Here is a 15,449-nt window from a genome sequence, read left to right as displayed (position 1 = left end):
CTGGCAATGATAGATAAAAAGAATATTAAAGATATGTATGAGCTATCTCCTCTACAGAAAGGTATTCTGTATCACTATTTACAAGATTCCAAATCAAGTGCCTATTTTGAGCAAATGGTTTTATCTATTACTGGCACAGTTGATATTCCTGTCTTGGAAAAGAGTATAAATGCATTGATTCAGAAGTATGACATTCTAAGAACAACCTTTATACACAGTTCCTTCAACACGCCTATTCAGCTTGTTTTGAAGGAACGCTCTACCACATTAATCTTTAAGGATTTATCACATATGGATGAATCAGAGCAACAGTTTTATATGGAAAGATTCAAACTCGAAGATCGAGAAATCGGTTTTGATCTTCAGTCGGATGTTCTGATTCGTTTTGCCCTATTCCAATTAAACGAACTCGAATACCAGCTTATCTGGAGTCATCATCATATTTTAATGGATGGATGGTGTATTGAGCTTGTACTAAAAGACTTGCTGCGTTTTTATCATGAATCGTTGAGTGGTAATACGATATATGTCGATCATGCATTTCCATACAGTAGTTATATTAAGTGGCTACAACAACAGGATAGCGAACAGCCCCTGGCATACTGGGAAAACTACTTGCAGGATTATGATGAATATGTTTCTCTGCCAGGTGATAAACCGACAATTTCGACGGAGTATCAGGCTGGAACGAGTATATTTGAGCTTAGTGAGCAAGCAACAATTCTATTGTCGGAGACTGCAAAACAGAATCAGGTCACACTGAGTACAGCATTTCAAACACTATGGGGAATTCTGTTGCAAAAGTACAATAATACAGACGATGTCGTATTCGGAACAGTTGTTTCGGGCAGATCTGCGGACGTCGAGCATATCGAAAGTATCGTAGGTTTGTTTATTAATACAGTTCCAGTACGAATAAGTAGCCAGCCGGGGCAAAGTATTGCAGATATGATGCGGAATGTGCAGCAACATGCTGTACATTCCGAGAAGTACAGCTATGTATCTTTGTCAGAGCTTGCGGAGCATTCGGGACACCGAAGCAATATGATTGACCATGTGATTGTTTTTGAGAACTACCCGTTGGATATGAAATCATTAAATATGGAAGCCGGCCTACCCTTTGAAATTACAAATATGGAGGCTTTCGAACAGACTAATTATAATCTGGATGTTACGGTCTATCCGGGCGAACGCATGAAGGTTGTTATTACGTATAATATCTATTTGTATAGTGAACCCTTTATCAACAGAATCAGTACCCATTTTCAAAATATGATTTTTCAACTTGCTCAAGATCCAGGTATGAACGCGAGTCAGTTGGATATCATTTCAGATGCTGAACGGAAGAGAATTTTAGAGCAGTTTAATAACACACGTCAGAATTTTGTGAAACATAAAACCATTCAAGAGCTGTTCGAGGAGCAGGTAGTACACTATCCGCACACGGAAGCAGTTGTATATGAAAATACCTCAGTATCGTATTACGAATTAAATATCAAGGTAAACCAGGTTGCTGAGCGTTTACGGGAGTTAGGGGTTCGGCGTAATGAATTTGTCGCCGTCATGACAGACCGCTCTATAGAGATGATCATAGCCATTTTGGGCGTTATCAAGGCAGGTGCTGCCTATCTACCGATCGACCATTCCTATCCAGAAGAACGAATAGAACATATGCTGAGAGATAGCGGGGCAGCATATTTAATTTGTGACAGAAATACATCTGTCTATTCCCATTTTGGGGGGCACACCCTATGGATTGATGATCCTTTGATGTTCAAGCGGAATGGGGAGAACATTGAGAACGTAAATCAGGCGGAAGATCTGGTGTATATGATTTACACATCGGGATCTACAGGTAAGCCTAAGGGGGTAATGGTTGACCATCAGGCCCTGCATAATTATAGCCTTGTCGCTGATATTTATCATATCAAGCATGGGGAGCGTGTTCTACAAACGGCTTCTCTTAGTTTTGATGCGTCAGTCGGGGAGATTTTTTTAACGCTACTGAATGGGGCAACCTTAATTGTTGTAAATAAAGATTTTATGCTATCAGGCGAACCATTCATGCATTACTTACGCGATCAAAAAGTTTCTTCCATACAGTTTGTACCATCTATGCTGAAGATACTACCCTATATGGAATTACCAGATTTAAAACTAATCTCCACAGGAGGAGAACAGGTGGAGTCGAGCGTTGTCGAGAAGTGGGGCAAAGGTAGGGTCTTTTTGAACGCTTACGGCCCCACGGAGACGACCGTTGATGCGACACATGCTGTATTCGAGGGTCCTACCGAAAATATCCATATTGGTAAGCCTATTTACAATAAGCTGGCTTATATCGTGAATAAAGATGGAAAGCTACAGCCCGTTGGAATAGCAGGGGAGCTGTGCATTGGCGGAGAGGGACTTGCTAAAGGTTATTGGGGACAAGAAGAACTCACCGCAGAGAAATTCACGCCCAATCCGTTCAGACCGGGGGGGAAAATGTATCGAACCGGTGACTTGGCCCGTTTTTTGGAGGATGGAAATATTCAATATTTAGGTCGAATGGACAAGCAGGCCAAAATAAGAGGCTACCGAATTGAGTTAGGTGAAATTGAGGCTGTATTACGCGAGCAGTCCTCTATAAAAGAAGCTGTGGTTATCATTTACGGTAAAGAGATGGGACAGGAGGAGTTATGTGCCTATATCGTAACAAATCAGCGGGATATCCAGCAAGATGAGCTTAGAGCAGCTTTGAAAAGGAAATTACCAGAGTATATGATACCTTCCCGTTTTACAGTTATTCAGTCCATCCCGCTGACACTAAGTGGAAAAGTGGATAGGAAGCAGTTACCTGATCCTGCAACAATGGATGCGTACTCGGAAGAGATTACGATTAACTCTACGGAGGAGGCGCTGCTTCAAATATGGAAGGAAGTTTTGGGCAAAACAAATGTTAGTGTGACCGACCATTTTTTTTCGATAGGAGGGCATTCTTTAAAAGCCCTGATGCTGCTGTCGCGAATCCAGAAGTCACTAAAAATCAAGATCTCTCTACAAACGATTATGACCCATCCCACAATTCGGGAACTGGCTAAATATTTAATGAAGGAAAAAATAACCGCAGCTTACCCCTCTATAATTCAAGTGCCGAAAGCGGAGTATTATGCGGTATCTTCAGCCCAAAAAAGACTGTACTCAGTTCAGCAATTAGATGGCATAGGGACGAGCTATCACATTCCTTTTATTTTTGAGCTGAGAGGGAAATTAGACGTAGCCCGATTAAAAGAGGTCATTGAGAGCCTGGTAGATCGGCATGAGACCTTACGCACATCGTTTCATTTAATCGGAAGTGAGCTTAAACAAAAGGTTCATGAAAAGATGGACTTTCGAGTTGAGTATATAGAGTTGGCCACGGAAGAAGCGACCTTATGGATGCAGCAATTTATGAAGCCATTCAAGCTGGATGAAGCGCCTCTAATTCGAGTCAAGCTTATCAAGCTGAATACGCAACGTCATTTTTTACTAATGGATATTAATCATATTGTTTTCGATGGATTATCTGCCGATATTCTGCTTGATGAGATGATGAAATTATATCGGGGTGAAAGTCTTCCTGAACTGCATATTCAATATAAAGATTATGCGGTATGGCAGCAGCAACTGGCAGAGCATGATGAAATGAAAAAACAAGAGAAGTATTGGTTAGACCAAATGCAAGGGGATTTACCTACCCTTGATATTCCTACAGATTATCCGCGTCCCTCTGTACAGCAATTTGAAGGGAATATTTATGACATTCAAGTAACACCGCATATAACGGAAAAATTAAATGGATTTGCGAAACAGCAGAATGTCTCTGTATATACGGTTCTTCTCTCTGCATATAACGTACTTTTGGCTAAATATACGGGGACAGAGGATATTGTTGTAGGGACCAATACTGCAGGCCGTTCCCATTTTGATGTAGAACCTGTGGTCGGTATGTTTGCAAGCACGTTAGCGATTCGGAGTTTCCCTGAACCGTCGATTACCTTCAAGCAATTCTTAATGAATGTGAAGCAAACGGTTTTTGCAGCGATGGAAAATCAGGATTATCCGCTGGAAAAGCTGCTGGAACGACTTAATATCCGCCGGGATATAAGTAGAAATCCATTGTTCGATACGATGTTCGTATTTGAGAACCCGGATACTCAGATCAGCCAAGATGCAGATATCCATTTTTCAGCACTTCCTATGAAATGGAATCATTCCAAGCTGGACTTGACTTGGTATATTCGCGAGATGAACTCTACAGATATACAGATTTTTGTTGAATATAGTACGCAACTGTTTGAAAAATATACTATTGAGCGCATGTCAACTCACTTTATGCATCTTTTAGACCAACTTTTAGACCATCCCGATGATATGTTGGGCGATATAGAAGTGATTACGAAAGCAGAGAAGCATAAGATATTAACAGAGTTTAATGACACGGCGGTTGTATATCCTTCGTTTAGGCCAGTACACCGTATATTCGAGGAACAGGCTGAAAAAAAACCGAATAGCACGGCTTTAATTTATGATGGTCAGTATATGAGTTACGCAGATCTGAACGAACGTGCTAATCAACTGGCAAGACATTTACAACAAAACGGAGTTACCCGAAACAGTATAGTCGGCATCATGACAGAGCGTTCCTTTGAGATGATGATTGGCATCATGGGCATCCTCAAATCAGGTGCTGCTTATATGCCTATTTCGCAGGATTTTCCTAGTCAGCGCATAAAATACATGGTTGAAAACAGCGGGACGAGCCTGTTACTGACAACGCAGTCTCTAGAAGACCACCTGGAAAGTATAGATGTTAAGCGTGTAAATCTTGATAATCCCGAAATATACCGCGGTGATATAAGCAATTTGCTTTCTGTAAATGAAGAGCATGACCTAGCCTATATTATTTATACTTCAGGCTCAACAGGCCAACCGAAGGGGGTCATGATTGAACACGGTACATTATTAAACCGTATTACTTGGATGGTCAAAGAATATAACATTCAGGAACACGATGTATTTTTGCAAAAAACCCCGTATGTATTTGATGTATCTGTGTGGGAGCTGTTGATGTGGTTCTTTACGGGTGCTCATTTATGTATTCTAAAACCGGAAGAAGAAAAATCACCACAAAGCATGATAGATGTTATCCAGCAATATGGTGTTACAAGCATTCACTTTGTTCCTTCCATGTTTAATAGCTTTTTGGATTTTGTAGAGATTCCTTCCTATGCTCAACAGATTTTAAGTCTTAAAAGAATATTCACAAGCGGTGAAGCTCTATTACCCAATCATGTGTCCAGATTTCAGAGGTTAGGTCTTTCCACGGGCTTATACAATTTATACGGACCTACGGAAGCCACGGTCGATGTTTCTTTTTATAATTGTTCTCCACAGGATGAGATTAGAACTGTTCTAATTGGCAAACCAATTGACAACGTTATGCTATATATCATCAATCAGAAGAATCAGCTCCAACCCATTGGTGTCCCAGGGGAACTATGCATTTCAGGTACGTGTCTAGCCAGAGGATATATTAATCGTGACGACCTAACTGCGCAAAAATTCGTAGAAAACCCGTTTTTATCTAATCAAAAGATGTACAAAACAGGGGATCTTGCCCGTTGGTTACCTGATGGGAATATTGAGTATCTTGGCAGAATAGATAATCAGGTTAAGATCAGGGGCTATCGTATTGAACTAGATGAGATTACAGGTAAATTGTTGGATTACAGTCTGGTTAAAGAGGGAGCCGTTGTTACCAAGTATGATCATATGAATATGCCTTACTTGAGTGCTTATTACGTATCGGAAATTCCGTTGGATAAAGCGGACATCAAAATGTTTTTAGCAGAACAACTCCCGGATTATATGATTCCGTCTCATTTTGTACAATTGGAAAAGCTTCCTTTGAATCATAACGGGAAATTAAATGCCAAGGCTTTGCCTGAGCCCAATATATCTGTTGCGAGCACCTACCTTGCTCCAGAAAGTGAACAGGAAATGCTGTTGGCCAGTATATGGTCTGATGTTCTACAGGTGGAGCGAATTGGAGTAACAGATAACTTTTTTGAACTGGGCGGGGATTCCATTAAGGCCATTACGTTTGTGGCTAATCTTAGCAAGCATAACTTGCAGGTCGAGGTATCTACGTTTTTAAAACATCCATCTATACAGGAAATTACGCCTTATCTTCAGGAGAAAACGATCAGAATCAGCCAGCAGCCTGTAGTAGGAGAGGCGAGCCTAACACCAATCCAGCATTGGTTCTTTGAGCAGAAGCTGTCTGATATAAGTCACTGGAATCAATCTGCGCTTCTGTATCGTCCAGAGGGTTGGAACAGTGATGAAATTAGCATGGCAATGGACCATATAGTCCAACACCATGACTCGCTTCGAATCATTTTTGCTGCAAATTCTGAAGGGTACTATCAGATGAACCGCACCATGGCGCCTGGAATTTACGAGCTTGATACTTTTGAGATACATGATGATACTGAGGTGGAAACGGTTATCCAGCAACAAGCAGAGATCCTTCACCGAGCGCTCCATATTGAAAAGGGACCACTAGTTCGACTGGGACAATTTAAGACGGGGCACGGGGACTATCTTATATTTGTTGTGCATCATTTGCTAATAGATGGAGTATCCTGGCGAATCTTATTCGAGGATTTCTCGACAGCATATGAGCAAGCAGTGAGTGGAATAGCAATAGTATTGCCAGAGAAGACAACTTCCTATCTGGAGTGGAGCCGACAGTTGATTCATTACGCACAAAGCCATACACTTCTTCAGGAAATTCCGTATTGGACAAGAATACAGCAGTCGCCAGTCGTTTTAATTCCGGATAAGCAATCCTCCTCACTGGATAGTGAGACGATTGGTGAAATCACGATTAAGCTGGATAAAAAAGTATCGGAACAATTAATTACTACGGTTCATAGGGCCTATCGGACCGAAATGAACGATATTTTATTGGCCGCACTGGCTCTAACCATTAGAAGATGGTCAGGTCACTCAGATGTTGTCGTCAGTCTGGAGGGTCATGGACGTGAAGAAATTATGGACCACCTGGATATATCCAGAACGATAGGCTGGTTTACCAGTATGTATCCAGTGCTATTTCAGCTTCCGAAAAATGATGTATCTGATGCAATTAAAACCGTCAAAGAGACGTTGAGGAAGGTTCCTAAAAAGGGGATCGGCTACGGTATATTGAAGTACCTCACCCCGGATTCATTAAAGAATGGTTTTATTCCTGTACCTAAGCCTCAAATTTTGTTTAATTATCTTGGTCAAATTGATACTCATGCAACCCAAGAGTTTACGATGTCCAATTTTGCAACAGGCAAGGCATATAGTGAACCGGTGGATGGAGCTCGGGATATAGAAATAAACGGAATGTTTTTTGAAGGACAGATGAAGTTTATTTTAAGTTATCAAACGGATGTATTCTCACATTCCACTATGGAGGCATTCAGCCAAGAATTCCTTCACAATCTTAAGGATATCGTACGACATTGCTCGGAACAGGAGATCGTTGAATATACGCCTAGTGATTTTACGGTTGAGGATTTAAGTATGGAGGAACTTGGCGATATCTTCGATGCTCTGAAATAAAACTTGCATAACTGAGGAGGCATACGGATGGATAAAAATAATATTCAAGATATGTATGAATTGACACCTACGCAAAAAGGGATTTTATACCACTCCATGAAGGACAGCCAGCAGAATTCTTATTATGTACAAGGTTATGCCCAAGTAGAAGGGAATATTAATCCTCTTTTTTTGGAGGAAAGTTTTAATTTTGTCATTCAAAAGCATGATGTATTGCGGACTGCCTTTGTACAAGAAAAGCTTAAACAACCTATACAAATTGTATTAAAGCATCGGGAAGCGAAGCTGGAAGTGCAGGATATTACTCATCTGAATGAAGCTGATCAAGAGTTGTTCATAACGAGATATAAAGAGGAAGACCGAGCAAAGCCGTACCAACTGGCAAAGGATGTTCTGATTCGTTTACATCTAATAAAGACATCCTATCGTAAGTATATTCTACTTTGGAATTTTCATCATATTGTTATGGACGGATGGTGCTGGAGCCTGGTATTTGAAGAGATTCTTAGGGTATATGGAAATCTCATTCATAGTCAACCTACTCCCCATCAAACAACTACAAAATATAGCGAGTATATTCAGTGGCTAAAAAATCAGGATACCGAGGCGGCGGAACATTACTGGCAAACTTATCTGCAAGATTATGAGGAAACAGTCACTATTCCACAGCAGCACAAAGGAAACGGGGTGGCATATCATACGGAGGAATTCGCGTGTTTATTAAGTGAGGCCACTACGGAGCAATTGACGTCACTGTCACAAATGCAGCATACAACTTTGAATCATGTGATACAAACAGCCTGGGGGATATTACTGCAAAAATATAACCGTACCCATGATGTCGTGTTTGGCACGGTTGTGTCCGGTCGTCCTCCTGAGGTTCCGAATATCGAACGCATTGTAGGTTTATTTATTAATACTATTCCGGTTCGTATGGCCCAAAAGTCAGGAGATAGCTTCCGTAGCCTACTAGCTAAAATGCATGACGGAATGATTCAATCCAAGCCCTTTGAATATAGCTCGCTTGCGGATATACAAGCTAAATCAGACTGTGGGGGACAACTGTTTGATCATATCTGTGTGTTTGAAAACTATGCCTCTTCACTGGATGCTCTGCGTGAATTACAAGATCATTTGGGCTTCGCCATTCATGGAGGCGGCGGAGTTGAACAGAATAATTACAATTTAAGCATTGTGTTTTTACCTGGAAAGCAGATGGAAGTCAGCTTTGTTTTCAATCGGGAGGTATACACGCGATCTTTTATAGAAAAATTGGCTAATCATTTTCAAAATATTATAGATTGTGTACTACGCAATCCTGATATCGAAGTAGATCAAATAAAACTAATTACACCGGCGGAAGAGCAAAGTCTATTAGCACTTAGTCACCGGAATCAGGCTGATTATCCTGATGATGAGACCGTCACAAGCCTATTTCAGAAACAGGTGGTGAAGACCCCTGATGCAGTTGCTTTATCCTACAATCAACAGACACTTACTTACAGGCAACTAGATGAGACGTCTAATCAATTGGCAAGATATCTTATACAAAAAGGTATCGCATCTGAGACCATTGTGGCTATTTCCGTCGAGCGCTCTTTGGAGATGGTGATTGGAATACTAGCCATTATCAAAGCAGGCGCTACCTATGTGCCTATAGATCCGCATTACCCTGTAGAGCGTATGGAGTACACTTTGGAAGATAGCGAGGCTTCCTTCATATTGGTTGACGATCCTTGCCGTATAGCGGCTAATTATATAGGCCAAGTGATTGCTCTTCATGATGATCAATGGACTCAGGAGTCGGGACAAGCGCTGGCAGAGCTAAATACCCCGTGCTCGAGAGCATATATTATCTATACTTCAGGCTCTACTGGGAAGCCCAAGGGAGTCATGGTTGAACATAGGAATGTAGTCCAACTCCTATTCAACAGTACAAATTTGTTTGATTTTGATCATCAGGATGTATGGACTATGTTCCACTCGATGTGCTTTGATTTTTCGGTATGGGAGATGTATGGATCGCTTCTCCAAGGAGGAAGGCTTGTTATTGTACCCAGAGAGACAGCTCAGGACGCTACTCAGTTTAGACAATTGCTTCTGGAAGAAAAGGTTACCGTCCTGAATCAGACCCCTTCAGCGTTTAATATGCTGTCCGCTTTGGAAGAATCCGATTCGAGTCCACTTCATATCCGTAAGGTTATTTTTGGTGGAGAAGAGCTATCTCCTGTCCAACTTAAGAAGTGGAACCACAAATACCCTCATACAGAACTGGTTAATATGTATGGAATTACGGAAACTACTGTTCATGTAACCTATAAGAAGATTACGCAAGAAGAGATAGATAGCAATAGGAGTAACATTGGAACTACGATGGCGACCTTAAACGCTTATATTTTAGACGATAAGCAACATCTTATGCCTATTGGGGTTCCTGGGGAATTGTACGTTACGGGAGGGGGGGTTACCAGAGGTTATTTGAATCGAGCAGAGTTGACTGAGGAACGGTTTATAAATAACCCTTTTAAATCAGGAGAAAAAATGTATAAGTCCGGAGATCTCGCCAGATGGCTACCCAACGGTGATATGGAGTATTTGGGTAGAATAGATCACCAGGTGAAAATCAGAGGTCACCGTATTGAACTCAATGAGGTGTCTACTCAGTTGCTGATCTATCCGGGTGTTAAGGAGGGTACTGTACTAGCCAAGCAAGATAAAGAAGGCTATAGCTATTTGTGCGCATACCTGGTTCCAGACGAACATTACATTTTGGAAGACTTGCGTCAACATATGGGAAATAGTCTCCCGGATTATATGGTACCTTCTTTTTATGTGGAATTGGAACAGTTGCCTATGAATTCAAACGGCAAAATCCAACGTAGCGGACTACCCGAACCGGCAGACATAAAGAAACAGGATCTTCATGTAATAGAGCCTGTTAATGAGCTGGAATTCAAACTTCTGAATATTTATCAGGATGTGCTAGGTTTTCAACATTTAAGTACAACGGATCACTTTCTAAAACTTGGCGGACATTCGCTTAAAGCCGCTATGCTGGTATCCCGAATACATAAAGTTCTGGAAACCCAAGTTTCGATCCGTGATATATTGTTGAATCCAACGGTTCGCGAAATGGCGAAATTGATTAATTACAGAGACCATTCGGAGCAGGTATTTTGGATTCAAGCACATGAACATCGTGATGTGTACCCGGTCACTTCCCAGCAAAAGAGACTGTATTCTATTCAGCAATTGGATCCAGCGGGGATAAGCTATAATGTACCCTTCGCTGTTGAAATAATCGGGAGCATTGATAAAGAAAAATGGCAGGTAGCAGTACAAAAACTGGTTGAAAGGCACGAGCCGTTAAGAACATCCTTTCATCTGGAGCACGGCCAACTTATTCAACGAGTTCATGATCAGGTTTCTTGCCCCATAGTATATATGAAAACCAATGAGGAAGAACTGGAATCCCATGCGTCAGCCTTTATTCAGACGTTTGAATTGGACCAGGCTCCGCTGGTACGGACAGTTCTGTTGGAATTAAGTATTACCAAGCATATTTTCATTATGGATATTCATCATATTATTTGTGACGGATTGTCTCTGAATATATTAATACAGGATGTACTACAGATATATCAAGAGAATGCTCTCCCGCTCATTCAGGTTCAATATAAAGACTATGCAGTATGGCAAGAGGAATGGCTACATTCTTCGACGTTTAAGCAGCAAGAACATTTTTGGATGGAGCGTTTTTCCGGGGAGTTGCCTACTCTCAATATCCCAACTGATTATCGTCGACCGCCTCAGCAAACGTTTGAAGGAGAGCAACTAGATTTTGAGTTGGACGCCACAACGACAGCCAAACTCAAGGAATTAGCCGTGTCTGAGCAGGTCACATCATATATGTCATTGTTCTCTGCTTACACTATACTTCTGGCCAAGTACAGTGGACAGAAAGATATTATTGTAGGTTCTCCACTTTCAGGAAGAAGAACGGGACAGTTGGATCATACCGTGGGCATGTTCGCCAATGTTGTTCCCATGCGTAATAAGCTTGAATACGAGCAAACCTATGTGGACTTTTTACAGCAGGTGAAGACAGAAATGCTGTTGACTTATGAGAATGGAGATCATCCATTAGAACAGTTATTAGAGCAGTTGCCTTTACAACGTGACCTCAGTCGCAATCCTTTGTTTGATACCGTGTTTACCTTGGAAGATATCGAAGAACTGGATATTCAGATGTCAGATATCGAGCTTAAAGAGTATAAAATAGGTACCCAAAGCGCTAAATTTGATCTGACATGGGAAATCCGTTTGGGAGAAACGATTGAAATCCATCTGGTTTACAATAAAAGCTTGTTTGCCGAAGCAACTATGGAGCGTCTTATCGGCCATTTTCAGCAAATCATCCTACAGATTGTTGATCATCCGGGCGTCCTGATAAGAGATATTCAACTTCTAACAGATAGGGAGCATCATGAGATTCTCCACCAATTTAATCTTCCTGGAAATCTATCTGATCATAGTCAATCGACTGTTATTGAGCTGTGGGAAGAACGTGTTGCCCAAACTCCAGATGCTATTGCATTGGAATGGCGGGAAGAAAAGTTAACCTATCGACAAGTGAATGAGCAAGCTAATCAAATAGCAAGAGCATTACGGAGCCGAAATATTAGTAGAGATCAGGTTGTTGGTATTATGTTGTTTCCATCTTGCCTGAGAGTAGTAAGCGTCATGGGCGTATTAAAGGCGGGAGCTGCCTATTTACCTATAGACCCTTCTTATCCAACTGAACGTATATCCTATTTCATGGAGGACAGCCAAGCTCAATTGTTGATTACAGAGCGGGATTTGCTTGGTAATATAACTGTCAACTTAGGAGCTGCCGATCAGATTCTATTCATTGATGATCGACAGGCTATAGATGAGCATGATACTTCCAATCTTAAAAGCGTAACTCGACCTGAAGATATGGCCTATGTCATTTATACCTCTGGTTCAACTGGAAAGCCTAAGGGGGTCATGATTGAGCATCATAGCCTATGCAATTTTTCTAATTTAGCTACTACATTTAATATAAAGGAAGGAAGCAGGGTATTACAGTTTTTTTCCTTTAGCTTTGATGCTTCCGTGCTTGAAACTTTTCTGGCGCTTTTATCCGGAGCGACGCTGGTCATTGAGGATCGCAATGAACTGTTGGAATATGGAGTTGGACGGTGGTTAAGAGAGCACACGATCCATGCAACGATATTACCGCCTTCTCTTTTAAGAACTCTTCCCTATGAGCCGATCCCTAGCTTGCATACCCTTATAGCTGGTGGAGAAGCGTGTACCATGGATATTATTGAAAAATGGAGTGAGGGTCGTACCTTTGTGAATGCATATGGACCGACAGAGGGCACTGTATGTTCTACGGCGGCTATATTAGATCAAGACTCCTCCCGTATTACAATTGGTCGACCGGTTGTAAACACCGAGATTTATATCGTGGACGAACATCATCATATGCAACCCATAGGAGTTCCAGGAGAATTATGCATCAGCGGGCCGGGATTAGCTAGAGGTTACCTGCACCGACCTGAGTTAAGCAGGGAAAGGTTTATACCTAACTCGTTCAGAGAGCACCAGCGTATGTATAAGACCGGCGATTTGGCTCGTTGGCTGCCTAACGGGGAAATTGAGTATTTGGGCAGAATTGATGATCAGGTAAAAGTAAGAGGATACAGGGTTGAGCTTGGGGAAATAACGCAGGGGCTATTAAAACATGAAGCAATCCCTGAGGCATGTATTCTCCCGGTTACGAGCGTAAACGATGTCGTATCTCTGGTCGCATACTATGTATCGGAAGAATGCTTTACGAATGCTATGCTGCGTAAATTTTTGAGCAAGGAACTGCCTGACTATATGATCCCGGCTCATTTTGTCCATTTGTCGGCCATGCCGCTAACTGCAAACGGAAAAATAGATACTAAGGCGCTACCACAGCCCAAAAAGTCCTCCGAAACTAAAGTGGCACCTGGAAATGAGCTGGAACAGTTGTTGGTGGACATATGGAGCGAGGTTTTATCCGTATCGAATATAGGCATTGATGATCATTTCTTTGAGCTGGGCGGAGACTCTATTAAAGCCATACAATTAGCTGCTCAACTGGGACAAATGGGCTATGCCGTAAAAATAAAAGGTATTATGCAATTCCAGACGATTAGAGAATTGGTCTCTAATCTGAACTGGGAGAAAACTTTAAGCATTGGCGAACAAATGGTGGTAGGAGAGGTACCTTTAACACCCATTCAAAAATGGGTATTCAACCTGAGTGATAATCCTTTTCATTGGAACCAGGCAGTTATGATGTATAATCCGGAAGGTTGGAATATGCAAGTCATAGTGGAGGCTTTTGAGAGAATTACGAAGCATCATGATGCATTAAGAATGCGTTTTAAACATACAGATGAAGGCTTGGTACAGGAGAATTCGGACGAAGCAGGTCGGCACTTTGATATTGAATTATTCGATTGGACCACGTCTGAAAAAATTGAATTTCAGATCGAACAAGAAGCTAATCAATTACAGGAGAGTATTGATTTATTACAGGGTCCGCTGATTAAACTGGGAGTATTCCGAGCAAATGATGGAGATCACTTGCTAATTATTATTCATCATCTAGTTGTTGATGCAGTTTCCTGGCGCATCATTATGGAGGATTTTGAGTATTTGTACGAGGGTCTTAAAGAGCATCAAGATCTGCAACTGCCTGCAAAGACGACCTCGTTCAAGACTTGGAGTCAGGAATTATCTGCATATGCGAATAGCGCTGACTTTTTGCAGGAAAAGGATTACTGGAAAAATGTATTAAAAGAGAGTGTACCTCAACTTCCGGTTGAATTGGCGGAGGGAGTAGGATCTCATGTATTTAAGGACATGGACTTCATAGATGTTTCACTCACCCAGGAAGAGACGGAAGCATTATTAACTAAAGCTCCTTCCGCTTATAATACTGAAATCAACGATTTGTTGCTGACAGCATTGGTCATGACGATTAAGGAATGGACGTGTAATCCTAACATAGCTGTTGATGTAGAAAGTCATGGAAGGGATGAATTTAGAGAACATCTCAATTTGACACGGACGGTAGGTTGGTTTACTTCTTTTTATCCTGTAGTCTATGATGCCAGTGGGGATTTTCCGGGCGAGCTCATTCAGAGGGTTCAACATACGCATGCCAGAGTGCCCCATAATGGGATTGGCTATGGTATTCTAAAATATCTGTCGGAACCGCAGTATACTGAGGATCTGGAGTTCACTTTATCTCCGGAGATATTATTTAATTACTTGGGACGGTTCGAGGATGGACTGCAGCATGAAGAAATTATTTCTTCCTCTATGCCTATGGGTGAACTTATTCATCAGGATATGCAGTGGCCCTACAACCTAGAAATGAATGCCTTTATCGTAAATGGAATATTTCATTACTCTTTGCGATTTAATCAGCGATTGTTTACCCGTCGTACTTTGGAAGCACTAGCGCTGAAATATCAGCAAAACTTATTGGATATCATTGATCATTGTGTTCATATAGGATTACAAAAAGTCTAAATAAGGTTGATTGAATACAATCCCCTCCAGTAGCACTTCTAAAACCTTATGTTTTCATAAGGAATGAGCGAAATTGGAGGGGTAGTTTGTGAAGAAATGATTCCGTATTCAGCCAAATTTCAGCCAGAACTCACGATGCCCTCAGTTACGACAGGTATACCAGCCATAAACCATTAAGCCAAAGAAGCGGCTTTTTTGTTGCTCTTCAT

At 41.4% G+C, this 15,449-nt stretch carries 2 protein-coding genes; both read left to right on the top strand.

The window, feature by feature from the left end; translation table 11 throughout:
* The first annotated feature begins 6 nt into the window (after window positions 1-6).
* A complete protein-coding gene (locus ACIFO6_RS06045; protein ID WP_430039024.1) occupies window positions 7-7,638 on the top strand; it encodes an amino acid adenylation domain-containing protein in 7,632 nt (2,543 codons plus the stop codon).
* 27 nt (window positions 7,639-7,665) lie between these two features.
* Entirely contained in the window at window positions 7,666-15,240 is a 7,575-nt protein-coding gene (locus ACIFO6_RS06040; RefSeq protein ID WP_430039022.1) for an amino acid adenylation domain-containing protein, read from the top strand.
* Window positions 15,241-15,449 lie beyond the last annotated feature (209 nt).

Origin of the sequence: Paenibacillus sp. NRS-1781, from assembly GCF_050467745.1 — a bacterium.
GTDB classification, from domain to species: Bacteria; Bacillota; Bacilli; order Paenibacillales; family Paenibacillaceae; genus Paenibacillus; species Paenibacillus terrae_A.
The sequence above is the reverse complement of the archived record's forward strand: the minus strand, read 5'-3'. Positions and strand labels throughout refer to the sequence as shown.

Bases quoted from the DNA above. Each gene is read 5' to 3' on its own strand.
- ACIFO6_RS06040 (WP_430039022.1), top strand. From the start codon at position 7,666: ATGGATAAAAATAATATTCAAGATATGTATGAATTGACACCTACGCAA.
- ACIFO6_RS06045 (WP_430039024.1), top strand. From the start codon at position 7: ATGATAGATAAAAAGAATATTAAAGATATGTATGAGCTATCTCCTCTA.